The 15900-nt window shown below is 73.8% G+C and carries 12 protein-coding genes; 4 read left to right on the top strand and 8 right to left on the bottom strand.

Going from position 1 to position 15900, the window contains the following annotated elements:
• Positions 1 to 19 precede the first annotated feature (19 nt).
• Positions 20 to 1720, bottom strand: coding sequence for a metallophosphoesterase family protein (locus OG310_RS20005; RefSeq protein ID WP_329457244.1), 1701 nt, complete (start codon positions 1718 to 1720; stop codon positions 20 to 22).
• A 635-nt stretch (positions 1721 to 2355) separates the two neighbouring features.
• Between OG310_RS20005 and OG310_RS20010 the strand changes: the two genes are divergently transcribed.
• Entirely contained in the window at positions 2356 to 3357 is a 1002-nt protein-coding gene (locus OG310_RS20010) for a lysylphosphatidylglycerol synthase transmembrane domain-containing protein (protein ID WP_443078871.1), read from the top strand.
• Positions 3358 to 3471: 114 nt separating this feature from the next.
• Here OG310_RS20010 and OG310_RS20015 read toward each other — a convergent pair whose 3' ends face one another.
• The 3 genes from OG310_RS20015 to OG310_RS20025 all read right to left on the bottom strand — a co-directional run bounded on the left by OG310_RS20015 (position 3472) and on the right by OG310_RS20025 (position 7205).
• The gene (locus tag OG310_RS20015) at positions 3472 to 5049 is read right to left on the bottom strand and encodes a PTS transporter subunit EIIC (protein ID WP_329457245.1); all 1578 of its coding nucleotides are present in this window, start codon (positions 5047 to 5049) and stop codon (positions 3472 to 3474) included.
• Between the two features lie 43 nt (positions 5050 to 5092).
• Positions 5093 to 6046, bottom strand: coding sequence for an N-acetylmuramic acid 6-phosphate etherase (gene murQ / locus OG310_RS20020; RefSeq protein WP_329457246.1), 954 nt, complete (start codon positions 6044 to 6046; stop codon positions 5093 to 5095).
• Positions 6047 to 6284: 238 nt separating this feature from the next.
• Positions 6285 to 7205 carry a MurR/RpiR family transcriptional regulator gene (locus OG310_RS20025; RefSeq protein ID WP_329460269.1) on the bottom strand — a complete coding sequence of 307 codons (921 nt, stop codon included), beginning with the start codon at positions 7203 to 7205 and terminating at the stop codon, positions 6285 to 6287.
• Positions 7206 to 7309: 104 nt separating this feature from the next.
• Here OG310_RS20025 and OG310_RS20030 point away from each other — a divergent pair, with 104 nt between their 5' ends.
• Together OG310_RS20030 and OG310_RS20035 are read left to right on the top strand one after the other, a co-directional pair.
• On the top strand, positions 7310 to 7675 hold the full coding sequence (locus OG310_RS20030) for a hypothetical protein (protein WP_329457247.1): 366 nt from the start codon (positions 7310 to 7312) through the stop codon (positions 7673 to 7675).
• A complete protein-coding gene (locus OG310_RS20035; protein WP_329457248.1) occupies positions 7672 to 7941 on the top strand; it encodes a DUF4031 domain-containing protein in 270 nt (89 codons plus the stop codon). The genes OG310_RS20030 and OG310_RS20035 overlap by 4 nt, the downstream gene beginning before the upstream one ends.
• A 16-nt stretch (positions 7942 to 7957) precedes the next feature.
• Here OG310_RS20035 and OG310_RS20040 read toward each other — a convergent pair whose 3' ends face one another.
• The 3 genes from OG310_RS20040 to OG310_RS20050 all read right to left on the bottom strand — a co-directional run bounded on the left by OG310_RS20040 (position 7958) and on the right by OG310_RS20050 (position 12351).
• Positions 7958 to 9187, bottom strand: a complete 1230-nt coding sequence (locus tag OG310_RS20040) for a Cmx/CmrA family chloramphenicol efflux MFS transporter (protein ID WP_329457249.1) — start codon at positions 9185 to 9187, stop codon at positions 7958 to 7960.
• 83 nt (positions 9188 to 9270) lie between these two features.
• Positions 9271 to 9963: an HD domain-containing protein gene (locus tag OG310_RS20045; RefSeq protein ID WP_329457250.1), complete on the bottom strand. Its 693-nt coding sequence runs from the start codon at positions 9961 to 9963 to the stop codon at positions 9271 to 9273.
• A 90-nt stretch (positions 9964 to 10053) separates the two neighbouring features.
• The gene (locus tag OG310_RS20050; RefSeq protein ID WP_329457251.1) at positions 10054 to 12351 is read right to left on the bottom strand and encodes a heavy metal translocating P-type ATPase; all 2298 of its coding nucleotides are present in this window, start codon (positions 12349 to 12351) and stop codon (positions 10054 to 10056) included.
• A gap of 192 nt (positions 12352 to 12543) precedes the next feature.
• Here OG310_RS20050 and OG310_RS20055 point away from each other — a divergent pair, with 192 nt between their 5' ends.
• Positions 12544 to 13248 carry a copper homeostasis protein CutC gene (locus OG310_RS20055; protein ID WP_329457252.1) on the top strand — a complete coding sequence of 235 codons (705 nt, stop codon included), beginning with the start codon at positions 12544 to 12546 and terminating at the stop codon, positions 13246 to 13248.
• 201 nt (positions 13249 to 13449) lie between these two features.
• On the opposite strand, the gene OG310_RS20060 is transcribed toward OG310_RS20055, so the two are convergent.
• Positions 13450 to 15540 carry a HelD family protein gene (locus OG310_RS20060; RefSeq protein ID WP_443078872.1) on the bottom strand — a complete coding sequence of 697 codons (2091 nt, stop codon included), beginning with the start codon at positions 15538 to 15540 and terminating at the stop codon, positions 13450 to 13452.
• Positions 15541 to 15900 lie beyond the last annotated feature (360 nt).

The following is a 15900-nucleotide window of genomic DNA, read 5'->3' on the forward strand; positions in this document are numbered from 1 at the left end:
GGATCCGAGGGCGGCACCCCTACTCCCAGGGGGTGCCGCCCTCGGCGCGTTGTCCGGGCGCACGGTCCACGCCCGCCGGGCCGTAGACGGACGGACGGGACGCGCCCGCCGGGCCGTTGACGGACGGACCGGACAGGTCCACCGGGCCGTTCACGGACGGACCGGACACCTGGGGCGGCGGCACGGACGACGCCCGGCGCGCCCCGGCGTACGGGGCCTCGTGCGCCACCCCGGTGAAGGGGCCCTCCTGCGGGGCGGACGCCCGGTGCGCCGGGCGGTGCACGCCCGACAGGTCCCGTGCCGTCACGCTGTTGCGGTCCCTGACCGAGCGGCCCAGCGCGAACTGCGGCCACAGGCCCGCCGCCTGGGAGCGGCTGCGCTCGCTCCACTCGCGCGCGGCGGCCTCGCCCGCCTTGTAGTAGTTGAGCGCGAAGCCGCCGGTGTGCACCCGCAGCAGGCAGAAGCCGCCGGGGTACTCCTTGACGGCGCTGACCTCCTGGAGCGTCACCCGGGGTGCCCTGAGCGAGATGGACCGCTTGTTGCGGTGGGTGTGCCCCGCGTGGTGCAGGAAGACGCCCGGCGCGGCGTCGTAGGCGGCGAGGATCGCCCGGGCCTGGCGGCGGCCGAGGTGCTGGCCGCGTGTCGCGGGGAACGGTGAGTGCGGCACCGACAGCGGATGGTGCCCGAACACGACGGTGGGCTGGTCCCGGTGCTCCCTCAGGCCGCGCAGGAACCAGGACAGCTGCTCCGGCGAAAGGCCCCCGCTGTCCCCGCCGTTGCCCGGCTTGTCGTACGTGTCGAGGCCGACGACCCGCAGACCGCCGAGGTCGCGGGCGAAGTACGTGGGTCCGCCGCCGGGCGAGAACGCGTCCCGGAAGCCGTCCCGCGCCCGGGGCCGGTCGTGGTTTCCGCGCGTGATGAAGTACCGCTCGCCGTGCGGCCCGAACGTGTCCAGGATCTCCTTCGCCTTGCGCAGGTCCGCCTGCCCTGCCTCGGCGGAGATGTCGCCCGCCGCGAGGAGGTAGTCGGCGCCGCGCCGTACGGCCTCCGCCACGAGGGCGCGCCCCATCAGCTCCGGGTACGGGGCGAAGCCCTCGGGTTGCGAGACGCCCTGGAGCAGCGGGAAGCCCGGCAGCTTCGGCACGCCCGCGATGCGGCCGGCGGTGGTCTCGCCCAGGTGCAGGTCGTTGCAGAGCGCGACGGCGAACAGGTAGCGGCCCGGCGGCGGTTGCGGCGTCGTGAACGCGTACGGCCCGCCCGCCGTGCCGAGCCCGTACGGCGAGGTGCCCGCGGCGTTTCCCGCGACCAGGCACAGCGGCGTGGGCAGCGCGGCACGCCCGTACGAGAGCGCCTGGTAGTAGTAGGTGCGGCCCGGTTCGAGGCCGGTGATCTCCACCTGGTGGTAGGCCGTGCGGTGCTCCTCGCCGACGCGGCGCGTCAGCCGGCCCGGGTGGGTGCCGAAGACGATCTCGCCGTCCGTGGCAGCGGGCAGCATCCGGCCGCAGCCGTCGTCGGTGCCAGGGACCCCGGTGTACCAGGTGAAGATCGCCCGGTCCTCGGTGAGCGTGACGAGTTCGAGCCCGACCGGGCTGACGGCGGCGGCGAGGCCGCGTGGTCCGGCTCGCAGCGGCGGGGCCACGGCGGCGGCCCAGACGGCGGCGCGGTGCAGCAACTCCTGGCGGGCCGAGGGACAACAGCGCATGTTCGGTGTCTTACCCACCTCAGGTGAACGCGCGAGCCACCGGTCGGATGCCCAAATGTCCGCCAACCGTATGACGCGGGACAGCACAGGACCCCGTGCGCCGGGGGAGACTGCGGGGCGGGGAGCGCCCCGCCGCCGTCGCGCCGGGGCTCCTCGCCGTCCCCCGTACGGGCATGCGCACGACGACTAGGACGACTGTGACCAGGGTCAGCCCCGCACGCTCCGCCGATGCCGACACCCTCGACACCCTCCCGGCAACGCCGGCTCGCCACCGCCTTCGCGCGGCCGCGGTGCTGACGCGCTGGGCCACGCCGAGGAGATCGGGTCCGAACCGGCCGGGGCCGCTCCCGGATCAGCCGGAGCCGGCCGGGGATCGGCCGGTGTCGGGTCCGGACCTGTCCAGGTCCGGTCCGGACCTGCCGAGGTCTGCTCCCGGCCTGCCGGTGTCGGGTCCGGGCCGGCCGAGGTCTGCTCCCGGCCTGCCGGTGTCGGGTCCGGACCTGTCCAGGTCCGGTCCGGACCTGCCGGTGTCTGCTTCCGGCCTGCCGATGTTGGTTCCGGACCTGCCGGTGTCTGCTCCCGACTTGCCGGTGTCGGGTCCGGACCTGTCCAGGTCCGGTCCGGACCTGCCGGTGTCTGCTTCCGGCCTGCCGATGTTGGTTCCCGACCTGCCGGTGTCGGCCTTCCGCCGTCTGCGGGAGCGGGCTCCTCGGTGGTTGTCGCCGCGTCAGGTCCTGTGCTGCGTCCCGATCGTGGTGATCGGCTACTGGATGTTCGCGCACTGGCCGCTGATCGCCGGTGGTGCCCGGCAACTGCTGACCGCCAACGTCTACTGGCTGCTCGCCGCGGTCGGCGCCACCGCGCTCGGCTGGGTCGCGGTGTCGCTCGCGCGGCAGGGCACCGTGCTGGAACCCCTCCCGGCCGGACGGCTGTTCGCCACGCAGTTCGCGGCGGGAGCGGCGAACCACCTGCTTCCCGCCGGTCTCGGCGCGGGCGCGGTCAACCTGCGCTTCCTGCGCAAGTGCGGCCTGCCGCTCGGCCGTTCATCCGCCGCGCTCGCGCTCTATCTCCTCTGCGAGTCGGTCGGGCGCTGCCTCCTGCTGCTGGTGCTGCTCGCCGCCTTCCCCGACGCGCTGGACCTGGGCGCTCTGCACCTCGGGCAGCGGCTGCCCGCCGGGCTCCTGCTGCCCGTCGTGCTCGGGGCGGCCGGCCTCGTCGGAGTGCTCTGCCTCGTGCTGGTGCTGCTGCCTTCGCTGCGGCGCGTCATCCGTACGTTCCTCGCGACGGCGTTCACCGACATCCGCTCCCTGCACGCGCGGCCGTCGCGTGCGCTCGCCCTGTGGTGCGGCTCGCTCGGCTTCCCCGCCCTCCAGGCGGCGGGGCTCGTGACGGTGGCGCTCGCGCTGCGGGTGCCCGTACCGGTGCTGCATGTGGCGATCGCCTACCTGGCGGCGAGTGTCGCCGCGGCGCTGGTCCCGATGCCGGGCGGCCTCGGTTCCGTCGACGCGGCGCTCGTCGTGGCGCTCGTGACGACCGGCGCGTCCGTCCCGGTGGCGACCTCCGCCGTGCTGGGCTTCCGCATCATCACCGTCTGGCTGCCCCTCGTCCCGGCCGCACTGACACTGGGCGCCCTGGTCCGCCGGCGTGTCGTGTGACCGCTCCGGCACCGGCACCGCGCCCCGCCGTCGACCCTCGACGATCAGCCGCGGGCGGCGCGGTCCGGTGTCCCCCGTTCGGGCGCCCGCCGGTTCAGGCGCCCAAGGGGATGCTCAACCGCTGCGCAGCGCTGTCTCGGGCGTGGCGGCGGCGGGCCCTGTCGCGGGTTGCGCTTCCGGCTCGGCGGAAGCCGCCTCCTGATCGGCGTTGAGGTCGCGCAGCATCGACTTCGTGAAGCCGAAGTAGTACGTGGCGACGAAGCCCACCAGATAGCCCACGACCAGCCCCGCCGCGTACACGGAGATCATCACGCCCAGGCCGTGGTTGCCGCGGAGAAGCGGGAACAGCGCCCAGCCCGAGGGCCCGATCGCCGTCGAACCGACCGCGTCGCCCAACTGGTTGAACAGCCCGACGACCCCGCCGCCGAACGCCCCGCCCACGCACGCCGTGATGAACGGGCGGCCGAGTGGCAGCGAGACACCGTAGATCAGCGGTTCGCCGACGCCCAGGAACCCGGCGGGCAGCGCCGACCTGATGGTCCGGCGGATCGACGCGTTGCGCGGCAGCCTGAGGTAGACCGCCATGGCCGCGCCGACCTGGCCCGCGCCGGCCATCGCGAGGATCGGCAGCAGGACCGTGTAGCCCTGCTGCTGGATCAGCGTGGTGTGGATCGGGATCAGGGCCTGGTGCAGGCCCAGCATCACCAGTGGCAGGAACAGCCCGCCGAGCACGAATCCGGCCGCGGCGCCGCCGTTGGCGAGCAGCCAGGTGGCGAAGTCCCCGATGCCGGTGGCCACCTCGCCCGCCGCGTACATGAGGCCGTAGAGGGTGACGAGCCCGGCCACCAGGACCGTCAGCGTCGGTGTGAGCAGCACGTCCAGCGCCTCGGGCACCCACCTGCGGCACCATTTCTCGACGGCGACGGCCAGCAGCGCCGCCCCGAGCGCTCCGAGGACGCCGCCCTGGCCCGGTGCCAGCTTCTGGCCGAACGCGTCGACGTTGGTGACCCCGGGGAAGACCGTGATGGCCGCGACCGCGCCGCCGAGCACCGCGGTGCCGCCGAATTCCTTCGCCGTGTTGTAGCCGACGAAGACGGCGATCAGCGACATGAAGCCGGACGCCAGCGCCGCCAGCGCGGGTACCACCGACGGCAGCCAGTGCAGGTTGGTCAGCAGGCCGTTGAGTCCGGAGATGATGCCGCAGCCGATCAGTGCCGGGATCAGCGGGACGAAGATGTTCGCGACCCGGCGCAGGAACAGTTTGAACGGCGTCGCGTTCTTCGCCTTCCTGGCCGCGCGCATCTGCGCTCCCTGTGCCGCCAGCTGGTCCGCGCTGGGCGCGGCCCCGCCGGGGACGTCCGCCGCCCCCGGGGCGGCCGCGCCCGGCTCCGCGGACGGCGCCGCCGTGGTCGCGGCGGGCGTCGCCGCCTCGGTGTCCCCGGCGATCAGCGACTCGAACTCGGGGGTGACCCGGGCGACCGCGCCGGGGCCGAGGACGATCTGGTACGTGTCGTCCTCGACCACGCCGAGCACGGCGGGCAGGGCCTTCAGCGCCTCGTCCTGGACGAGGGAGCGGTCGCGCAGGCCGAGTCTGAGCCGGGTCATGCAGTGGGCGACGGAGGTGACGTTCGCTGCGCCGCCGATCAGCGGAAGGATGGCCTCCGCCGTCGCGCGGTTCTTGTCAGTTGCCATGGTGCCTGGTGCCTTGCTGTGCGAAGTGGTTCGGACGTACAGGTCACCCCGTCAGGGGCCTGGATGCCTGGAGCGCCGCGCGCAGATGGCCGCGGGACTCCGTCAGGAGCGAGGCGGCCGTGCGGCCGTCGACGCCACCGAGGATGGTGAGGATCGCGTTCTTCACCTCCCCGTCGGTGGCGGCGAGCGCGGCCTCGATCTCGGCGTCGGACGCCCCGGTGGCCAGCGCGACGATGCGGCGGGAGCGGGCGCGCAGCTTCTCGTTGGACGCCCGGACGTCGACCATGAGGTTCCCGTAGGTCTTGCCGAGCCGGATCATCGTGATCGTCGAGATCATGTTGAGCACGAGCTTCTGCGCCGTGCCCGCCTTGAGCCGGGTGGAGCCGGTGATCAGCTCGGCGCCCACGACCACCTCGATGCCGTGGTCGGCCGCCGCGGCGAGGGCGCTGTCCGCGTTGCAGGACAGACCCACGGTCAGGGCGCCGAGCGAGCGCGCGTGCTCCACCGCACCGATCGCGTACGGCGTCCTGCCGGAGGCGGAGACGCCGACCACCGCGTCGTCGGGGCCGACCCGCAGAGCGCCGAGGTCCGCCGCCGCCAGCTCCTTGGAGTCCTCCGCGCCCTCGACCGAGGTCACCATGGCGCCCGGTCCGCCCGCGATCAGGCCGACCACCTCGCCCGGGTCGGTGTTGAACGTCGGCGGGCACTCGCTCGCGTCCAGCACGCCGAGCCGCCCCGCCGTGCCCGCGCCCGCGTAGATCAGCCGGCCGCCGCGCCCGGCACGCTCCGCGATCGCGTCGATGGCCTGCGCGATCACCGGCAGCGCTCCCGCGATCGCGGTGGGAACCGTGGCGTCCTCGCCGTTCATGAGACGGGCGATCTCCGCCGTGGGCAGCCGGTCGATCTCGGCGAGGTCGGCGCGGAACGCCTCTGTGGTCAGGGTCTCCAGCTGCGCGCGGAGGTCTCCGTACGGCGCGGGCGCGGGCGTTGAGGTCATCTGGTGCGGCTCTTTCTCGGGGCGCGGAGGGTCGGGGTGTGGGGGCGGGGCGCACGGCGTGCCGTCGGCCAACGGGTACGCCGCAGGCGTCGTCGGACCGCTGGGCGGCCGGACGGCGCTCCGGTGGGTCGGTGCGAGGGGTGCGAGCGGTGCGGGGAGTGGTGAGGGGGCAGTGGGGCTCGGGCCGGCCCGGCTCAGGGGTGCCGGCGGAGGGGGTCCGGGTCCCGGCGCGCTGGGTTCAGCGGGTGCCGCGCGGGCTGTGCCGGTGGGCCAGCGCCTCGTACGAAGCGGACAGCGCGGGTGCCGCCGTCTCGTACGTCCGCTGGGCGACGCCTATGAACAGGCAGTCCACGACGAGCAGCTGACTCGTACGGCTGGACATGGCCGCCGGGCGCAGTTCGCTCTCCCGTGCCGTTGACGTCGTCAGCACATGGTCGGCGTACTGCGTCACCGGGCTGTCCGGCCTGCCGGTGATCGCGACCGTCGTCGCGCCCCGGTCGAAGGCGACCCGCAGTGGCTCTATGACATCGCCCGTCGAGCCCGAATGGGTGATCGCTATCGCCACGTCGCCTGAGCGGAGCTGCACCGCGTTGGTCACGGCGAGGTGCGGGTCGGTGTGCGCGTGGGCGATGAGGCCGATGCGCAGCAGCTTCTGGGCCAGGTCCATCCCCACCAGCGAGGAGGCGCCCACGCCGTAGATGTCGATTCTGCGGGCGGTCACCGCGGCGGAGATCACGGCCCCCAGCTGCGTCGTGTCCAGGGAGGCGGCCGTGTCGGCGAGCGTCTGCTGCTCGTCGTACGCGAGCTTGGCGACGACGTCGGCGATCGAGTCGTCGACCGCTATGTCGGCGGTGACCGCGGGGGAGCGGCCGGACTGCTGCTGGGCCGCGAGGCCGGCGAGGGCGAGGCGCAGATCCCGGTATCCGGGATATCCGAGGAGGCGCGACGTGCGCACGACCGTGGCCTCGCTCGTCCCGGTGAGTTCGGCGAGTCCGGTGACCGTCAGGGCGGCGCAGCCCGCGGGGTCGCCCGCGACAGCCTCCGCGACCAGCTGCATGGAGCGGGTCATGGACGGCGCGAGCGTGCGCACCTTGGCGGCGAGGGCCGCCGGTGCGGGCGGGGTGTTACCGCTGAAAATTTCCTTCAGGTCATTGGCCACCATTGAAAGATATTTTCGGTCCGTGCGGGCAGTCAACCCCCCTTTCCCTCCCTGTGGACAACCGTCGTGCCCAGTGTGTCCGCCGTTCGGGTCACAATGGCGGGATGGACGAGGTGAACCCGTTGGAGCAGGCGCTGCACGCGGCCCGCGCGCTGGTCATGGCCGATCTGGCCGCGAGCGACGTCAGGGGCGCCGAGACCGTCTCGCTCGTCGAGGAGGCGGTGGCCCACCGCAGATGGTGGGTCGAACAGTGGCCGGACGGTGCGTCGTACCTGGCCGGCCTCGTCGCGCAGGACGTGCAGGACGCCCTGCTGGAGGCGTACGGGCGCTGGCCGCTGTGTCCGCTCTGCGGGCCCGACGACCCGCACGCGCTGGAGGTCGAGCCCGAGCTGGGCCCCGACCCGCACTGGGTGTGCGCGAAGGCGGTCGTCGTCATCGCACGGGTCGGTGAGCTGGGGGCGCACCCGTGACCGTCTACATCGACCCGCCGACCTGGCCGGGCCACGGACGCATGTGGTCGCACCTGGTGAGCGATGCCACGTTCGAGGAACTGCACGTCTTCGCGGCCGCGCTCGGCTGCCCGCCGCGTGCCTTCGAGCGCGACCACTACGACCTGCCGTCGCACCGCTACGCCGACGCGGTACGCGCCGGGGCCGTGGAGATCGGCTCGAAGGAACTGGTCCGCAGGATCACGCAGGCGGGCCTGCGCAGGCCGAAGGGCCGCCCGGCCGCCTGATCCGCGCGGAGCGCGGTCACCGCTCCTGCTGTTCCCGCTGCTTCGGCCGCTCCCGCGTCGGGAGCGGCGAGGACGCGACGAGGGTGCTGCCACGGCGTTGGGCGGCACCGTGCAGCCGCATCGCGGGCACGCACAGCCCGATCGCGACGGCCGCCATGGCCGCGCCCGCCCAGGCCGTCGAGGCGAAGCCGAAGCCCGCGTCGATGACCCGGCCGCCGAGCCAGGGGCCCGCGGCGTTGCCCGCGTTGAAGGCCGCCGTGGCGGTCGCCCCGGCGAGCGTCGGAGCGGCGGAGGCGACGTTGAACATACGGGCGTTGAGGGCCGGGGCCGTGTAGAAGGCGGAGAAGCCGAGCAGGAACGTCAGCACGATGGCGGTCACCGCGGAGGACGCCGTCAGCGCCAGCGCGGCCAGCAGCAGCGTCGAGGCGATGACGCCGCTCAACTGCACGCCGAAGAGGTGTGCGTCCGCGTACCGGCCGCCGACTGTGGTGCCGACGAGGGCGCCGAGGCCGAACAGCGCGAGCACGCCAGGCACCCACCCGTTCGCCACTCCCGACACGTCCGTCAGCAGGGGCGCCATGTAGGAGAAGGTGCAGAAGACGGCACCGCCCGCGAGCGCGGTGATCGCGACGGCGAGCCACACCTGGCGGTCCCGGTAGACGGTCAGTTCGCGCCTCAGGTCCGGCTTGCGTTCGGGCGCCGGGATCCGGCGGATCAGCGTGACGACCCCGACGAGGGCGATCGCGGAGGCGACCCCCACGGCCCAGAAGGCGGCGCGCCAGCCGAGGCTGTCCCCGAGGAACGCGCCGGCGGGTACACCCAGCACGTTCGCGATGGAGAGCCCGCCGATCATCACGGCCATGGCGCGGGCACGTGCGTTGAGAGGGACCATCGCTATCGCGACGCCCGCGCCGACCGCCCAGAAGCCGGCGCAGGCGAGGGCGCTGAGGACACGCGAGGCGAACAGCACCCCATAAGTGGGGGCCAGCGCACCGGCGATCTGCCCCAGACCGAACACCGAGATCAGGGCGATGAGGGTGGCGCGGCGCGGCAGCCGCAGCGTGGCCACGGCCAGCAGGGGGGCGCCGACCACCATGCCGATCGCGAAGGCGGAGATCAGCAGCCCGGCGGTCGGGATGGAGACGTCCATGTCGCGGGCGATCGGCGGCAGGAGCCCGGACAGCATGAACTCGCTGGTTCCGAGCGCGAAGACGGACAGTCCCAATATGTAGACGGCGAGCGGCATGCGGTCACGTCGACCCGTTGTCTGAGGCATGTCACGGTCAACGACGGCCGGACTTCGGGGCATTCCCGCCGCATCCTCCCCCTTCATCCGGCGTCGAGGAGGCGCAGTTCCGCGGTGAGGTTGCGGCGCGCCGTCGCCTCCCACTCCCGCTCGCCGTGCGGGGTGCGGAACAGGCGGGGCAGGGAGAGCAGTTGGCGCAGCACGTCGGAGCGGCCCGCGCGGAACAGGTCGTCGGGCACGAACCCGTACTCCTCGCGGACCTGGGCCGCGTAGGCGGCGTACGCCGTGGGGGTGGAGGCGAGGATCGCGAGATCCGCGTCGCACAGGACGGCACCGTTCGTGTCGCCGGGCTCCGGCGCGTGGGTGGTGGTGAGCCGGACCAGGCGGGCGACCTCGGCGGCGGCGCCGGCGGGGACACCGGCCTGCGACAGGGCGCGTTCGGCCAGGGCGGCGGAGCGCTCCTCGTTCTCGCTGCGGTCCGGCCGGTAGACGGCGTCGTGGAACCAGGCGGCGAGCCGCACGGCATCGGGGTCGGCGGCGAGTTCGCGCAGGGTGTCGATGTGGTCGAGCACGGCGGCGAGGTGCCGGGTCGTGTGGTAGCGGCGCTGCGGCTCGGACCACCGTGTCAGCAGTTCCTCGGCGTACGGGGCCGGGTCGGTGTCCGGCGCGCCCGCGGCGCGCAGGGCGGCGGCGAAACGGGCCCGCAGCGCGACCGGGTCCGGCGCGGAGGCCGCCCGTGATCCGCCGGGCTCGGGTTCATCCACAGGGTGGGCCATGGGTACGACAATACGGTCGGGGTTGTGGACAACGCGCGGCGCGGCGGTGGCCGCCGCGCCTACGGTTTTCCGCATGACGAACCAGCCTGGTCACAGCCCCTTGAAGCCCCGCAGCCGCAGGGAGTTCCCCACGACGAAAACGGAGGAGAAGGCCATCGCCGCGCCCGCGATCATCGGGTTGAGCAGCCCGGCCGCCGCGAGCGGCAGCGCGGCCACGTTGTATCCGAAAGCCCACACGAGGTTGCCCCGGATGGTGGCGAGGGTGCGGCGCGCCAGCCTGATGGCGTCGGCGGCGGCCCGCAGGTCCCCGCGCACGAGGGTCAGATCCCCCGCCTCGATCGCCGCGTCCGTGCCCGTGCCCATCGCGAGACCGAGATCGGCCTGCGCGAGTGCCGCCGCGTCGTTGACCCCGTCCCCGACCATGGCGACGGAGCGGCCCTCGGCCTGGAGCCGTTTGACCACGTCGAGCTTGTCCTCGGGCAGCACCTCGGAGATCACCTCGTCCACGCCGATCTCCGCTGCCACGCTCTCGGCGACGGCCCGGTTGTCCCCGGTGAGGAGCACGGGCCGCAGACCCAGGGCGCGCAGTCGGCGCACGGCCTCCGTACTCGTGTCCCTGATGCCGTCCGCGACGGTGAGGACGGCCCGCGCCTCGCCGTCCCAGGCGACCGCCACGGTCGTCCGGCCGGCGGCCTCCGCCTCCTGCCGGGCACGCTCCAGGTCCTCGGGGAGGTGGATCTCCCACTGGGCGAGCAGCTTCGGCCGCCCGGCGAGTACCGCGTGCCCCTCGACGACGCCCTGGACGCCGAGTCCTGGCACATTGACGAAGTCCTGCGGCGCCGGCAGCGCTCCCGCGCGCCTGGCGGCTTCCGCGACGGCCCGAGCGACGGGATGTTCCGACGCGTGCTCCAGCGCGCCCGCCAGCCGCAGGACGTCGGCCTCCGGGACACCGGCGGCGAGGTGCACGTCCCGCAGCTCCATCCGCCCGGTGGTGACGGTTCCCGTCTTGTCGAGCACGATCGTGTCGACCCGCCGGGTCGTCTCCAGCACCTCGGGCCCCTTGATCAGGATGCCGAGCTGCGCGCCCCGGCCGGTACCCACCAGCAGGGCGGTCGGGGTGGCGAGGCCCAGGGCGCACGGGCAGGCGATGATCAGCACGGCCACGGCGGCGGTGAACGCGGCCGCCGCTCCGCCGCCGACGGCCAGCCAGACACCGAGGGTGGCCAGCGCGAGGACGATGACGACCGGCACGAAGACGGCGGAGATCCGGTCCGCGAGACGCTGCGCGGCGGCCTTGCCGTTCTGCGCGTCCTCGACCATCCGCGCCATCCGGGCGAGCTGGGTGTCCGCGCCGATCCGGGTGGCCTCGACCACGAGACGGCCGCCGGCGTTGAGCGTCGCGCCTGTCACGGCGTCACCGGTGGCGACCTCGACGGGCACGGACTCGCCGGTGAGCATCGAGGCGTCCACGGCTGAGGAACCCTCGACGACCCGGCCGTCGGTGGCGATCTTCTCGCCCGGCCGGACGAGGAAGCGGTCGCCGACGCGCAGTCCGGAGGTGGGCACCCGCACCTCGCGGCCCGCGCGCACGAGCGTGACCTCCTTGGCCCCCAGTTCGAGCAGGGCGCGCAGCGCGGAGCCCGCCTTGCGCTTGGCGCGTGCCTCGAAGTAGCGCCCGGCCAGGATGAAGGCGGTGACGCCCGCGGCGGCTTCGAGATAGAGGTTCCCGGAGCCGGAGGAGTGGGTGACCGTCAGCTCGAAGGAGTCGCGCATGCCGGTCATTCCGGCCGTGCCGAAGAACAGCGCCCACAGCGACCAGAGGAAGGCGGCGAGCGTACCGACGGAGATGAGCGTGTCCATCGTGGCCGCGCCGTGCCGCAGATTCGTCCAGGCGGCGCGGTGGAAGGGCCAGCCCGCGTAGACGACGACGGGGGAGGCGAGTGCCAGGGAGAGCCACTGCCAGTTGTCGAACTGCAGAGGGGGGATCATCGCCATCGCGATCACCGGGACGGCGAGGACGACGGCCGTCGTCAGCCGCTGCCGCAGGGAGCGCTGCTCGGCGTTCTCCCCCCGGCGCTCGTTGCCGGCCGGGCCGCTGTCGTGCGCCGCGGTGGGAGCGGGAGCGGGAGCGGGGGCCACCGGCTCCCGCGCCGTGTAGCCCGTGGCCTCGACCGTGGCGATCAGGTCGCGTACGGACAGCTCGCCTCCGTAGCTGACCTTCGCCTTCTCGGTGGCGTAGTTGACCGTCGCCGCCACGCCTTCCATGCGGTTGAGCTTCTTCTCGATGCGCGCCGCACAGGAGGCACAGGTCATCCCGCCGATGGAGAGTTCGACCTCGGCGGGGGCGAGGCCTGGCCCAGGGTCGGCCTGCGTGGTCCTGGTGCTCATGAGGTCGCTCCTCGACGTCGATTACGCATCTGATCCTACCCCCTAGGGGTATGGGTCCTCCCTTCGGTATACCCCCGAGGGGTATGAAACGCAAGGGGGTACGGGAGACGGGCGGGGCGGTGATGCGGGGGGATGTGACGGGACCGTAAGGTGGGGGAAACAATTGGACTAGACCTGTCGAAATGGGATGGCATGAGCGAGCGCGCAGTTCTGGAGGTGATCGCCCTCGACGCCGACGACGCGGTCGCCGCGCGCGACGGAGGGGCGGACCGCCTGGAGGTCGTCACCGACATGGCGGCCGACGGTCTGAGTCCGTCGCGGGAGACGGTCGGCCGCATCCGCGCGGCCGTCGACCTCCCCCTGCGGGTGATGCTCAGGCTCACGGACGGATTCCTGGCAGGGACGCCCGCCGACGTGGACCGGCTGGTGGAGGTGGCGGCGGAGCTGCGCGCCGAGGGGGCGGAGGAGTTCGTGCTCGGCTTCCTCGACGCGCGGGGCCGCCCCGACCTGGTGACGGTGGAGCGGCTGGTCGCGGAGCTCGACGGCTGCCGGTGGACGTTCCACCGTGCCATCGACCGCGCGGGCGACCGCGACGCCCTGCGCAAGCGCCTCGCCGACCTGCCGGGCCTGGACACCTACCTCACGGCGGGCTCCCCGGCCGGTGTCGACGAGGGGCTCCCGACGCTGCTGGCGGAAGCGGCGGCCACGGTCGGCGAAGAACCGGGCTACGAACCGCAGCTGCTGGTGGGCGGCGGGCTGCGCCTCGACCATCTGCCCCGGCTGCGGGCGGCGGGCGTGCGCGCGTTCCACATCGGCAGCGCGGCCCGACCGGACGGCTGGCAGGCGCCCGTCTCCCCGGACGCGGTCACCGTCTGGCGCCGGACGCTGGACGCGTAACCCCGGCAGCCGGCAGCCCGCCGCCGCTCCGCGCGAGCGCGGCCCTGGGCGTACTCGCGCCGGGGCGGGACCGTGGCCCGCTGTCCTCTCGACGCGGCTTCCGTCCCGGCGCGGTGAACCGGGCGCCGGCGCCCGGGGCGGGGCGCCCGGGGCCTTGAGTCAGCTGCCTCGGGCAGCCCCGGGGCGGGGCGGCCTGGAGCCTCAGGCCGTCGGGGCTCCGGCCAGGGCCGCCGGCAGGGGTGTGGTGTGCAGGACGGCGAGGCCGGAGACCGCACGGGTCAGCGCCACGTAGAGGCGCCGCAGGCCGGTGCGTTCGTCCGGCTCGCCCGCCACGATCGCCGACGGCTCGTCCAGCACCACGTAGTCGTACTCCAGGCCCTTCGCCAGGGAGGCGGGCACCAGCGTCAGGCGGGACTCCGCCGTCGTTTCCTCGCCCGGCGAGAGATACGGCATCCCGGCCGCCCCCAGCGCCGCGGCGAGAGCAGGTACGCGGGCGTCGGCAGCGATCAGGCCGGTCGAGCCCTCGTGCTTCAGGGCCTGACGGCAGGCGTCCAGCACCGCGGCGTCCCCGGCCGCGGCGGCAGCGGCGTCCGCTGTCGTCCCGCCGTGGGCGCCCGTGCCGCCATCGGCGGCCCCGACCGGACCCGCGAGGGTGCCCGTGTCCGTCGTGACCTCCCGCACGGACAGGGAGCCCGGGGACTCACGTACCGAGCGGACCTCCGCGAGGCCCGGCGCGATCGACGGCAGCAGCCGCGACGCGTACGCGATCACCTCGCGCGGGACGCGGAAGCCCGCCGTCAACTCCTCCACCAGTGCCTCCGGCTTGCCGAGGTGCAGCAGCGCCTGCTCCCAACTCGTCGTGGCCCAGGGGGTCGTGCCCTGTGCCAGGTCGCCGAGGACGGTCGCGGAGCCGGTCGAGCAGCGGCGGCCGACCGCGCGGTACTGCATCGGGGACAGGTCCTGTGCCTCGTCCAGCACGACATGCCCGAGCGAGTGGGTACGCGAGACGAGGTCGTTCGCCTCGTCGATGAGCACGGCGTCGGCCGCTGACCAGGCGGCCGACTTCACGCTGCGCGGCGGTTTCGCCCACAGCACGGCCTGCTGCTCGTCCGCCGTGAGCAGGCCCTCCGCGTGCTCGGCGAGGAACCGCGCGTCCGACAGCAGCCTGAGGACCAGCTTCGCCGGGTCGACGGGCGGCCACACCGCCTTGACGGCGGCCTTCACCGCGGGGTTCCGGGCCACGGCGTCCTGGACCCGGTCGTCGGGAGCCTCACCGGCCTGTTCCATCCGTACGAGCACGGCGTGCGCGATCCGCTGGGGGAGTGCGTCGCGCGCCGCTCCGTAGCGGATGTCGCGGTCGAGCAGTTCGCGGACCATCTCCTCCAGCTCGTACGCGGGCACCCGCCAGCGACGGGAGCCGCGTACCACCATCAGCGGCTCGGCCGGCGGCGAGACGTGCGAGCGCAGCGCGCGGCGCAGCACCTCGGCCATCCGGGCGTCGCCCTTGACGACGGCCGTCGGTGCCGGGTCGGTACCGCGTACCGGGACCGCGTCGGAGGTGACGAGGGATTCGACCGTCGCCTGCTTGACCTCCAGCTCGCCGAGGGCAGGGAGCACCTGTTCGATGTAGTGCAGGAACGACGCGTTCGGGCCGATGACGAGGGTGCCCGTACGGGCGAGCCGCTCGCGGTGCGCGTACAGCAGGTAGGCGACGCGGTGCAGGCCCACGGCCGTCTTTCCGGTGCCGGGGCCGCCCTGCACACAGACCGTGCCACCGAGCTCGGATCGCACGATCTCGTCCTGCTCGGGCTGGATCGTCGCGACGATGTCACGCATCGGACCGACGCGCGGGCGCTCGATCTCCGCCTGCAGGAGCCTGCTCGTGTGCTCGCCGTCGGCTGCCTCCGCCGGGTCGGACAGGCGCTCGTCCTCGTATGCGGTCAGTTCGCCGCTCGTGTAGCCGAAGCGCCGCCGCAGCCGTACGTCCAGGGGGTTCTTCCTGGACGCCTGGTAGAACGGCTGCGATACGGGGGCCCGCCAGTCGATCACCATCGGGTCGCCCTGCGCGTCGTGCACGTGGCGGCGTCCGATGTAGAACGACTCGCCCTCCGCGCCCTCCGCCTGCTCGGCGCCGACGTCGTGCAGGTAGTCGAGGCGGCCGAAGAACAGCGGTGTGTGCGCGAGGTCCGCCAGTGACTTGATGCGTTCCTTGATCTGCGCGTCGAGGACGGCCGCGTTGACCCAGTTCGCGGTGACGTCGCGGATGTCCAGCGACTCCGCGTCCTCACGCATGGCGCGCAGCGCGGCGCGTGAGGAGGTCAGGTGGCCGCGTTCCCGCCCCAGCGGATCGAGCGGATCGAGCGGATCGAGCGGATCGAGCGGATCGAGTGAGTCGAGCGGGTCGCGTGGACCGGCCGGGTCGAGCGGCGCGGATGCCGCGGGCGGCGCGTCGGCGCTGGGCGGCGCGGCCGGCGCGGGGTCGGTGTCGGGTTCAGGGGCGTGCGAGGGCACGGGTGCGGCCTCCGGTGACTGGTACACGGCTACGGATACGCGGCTGGAGCAGCGGTGCGTGCGCACGCCGACGGCCCGGGGCGCCGTCCCGAAGGGCGGTGCGGCGGTCTCCGTACGGAGCGGATCACGTCACGGCGGCCA

The sequence above is a fragment of the Streptomyces sp. NBC_01497 genome, assembly GCF_036250695.1.
Classification (GTDB): Bacteria; Actinomycetota; Actinomycetes; order Streptomycetales; family Streptomycetaceae; genus Streptomyces.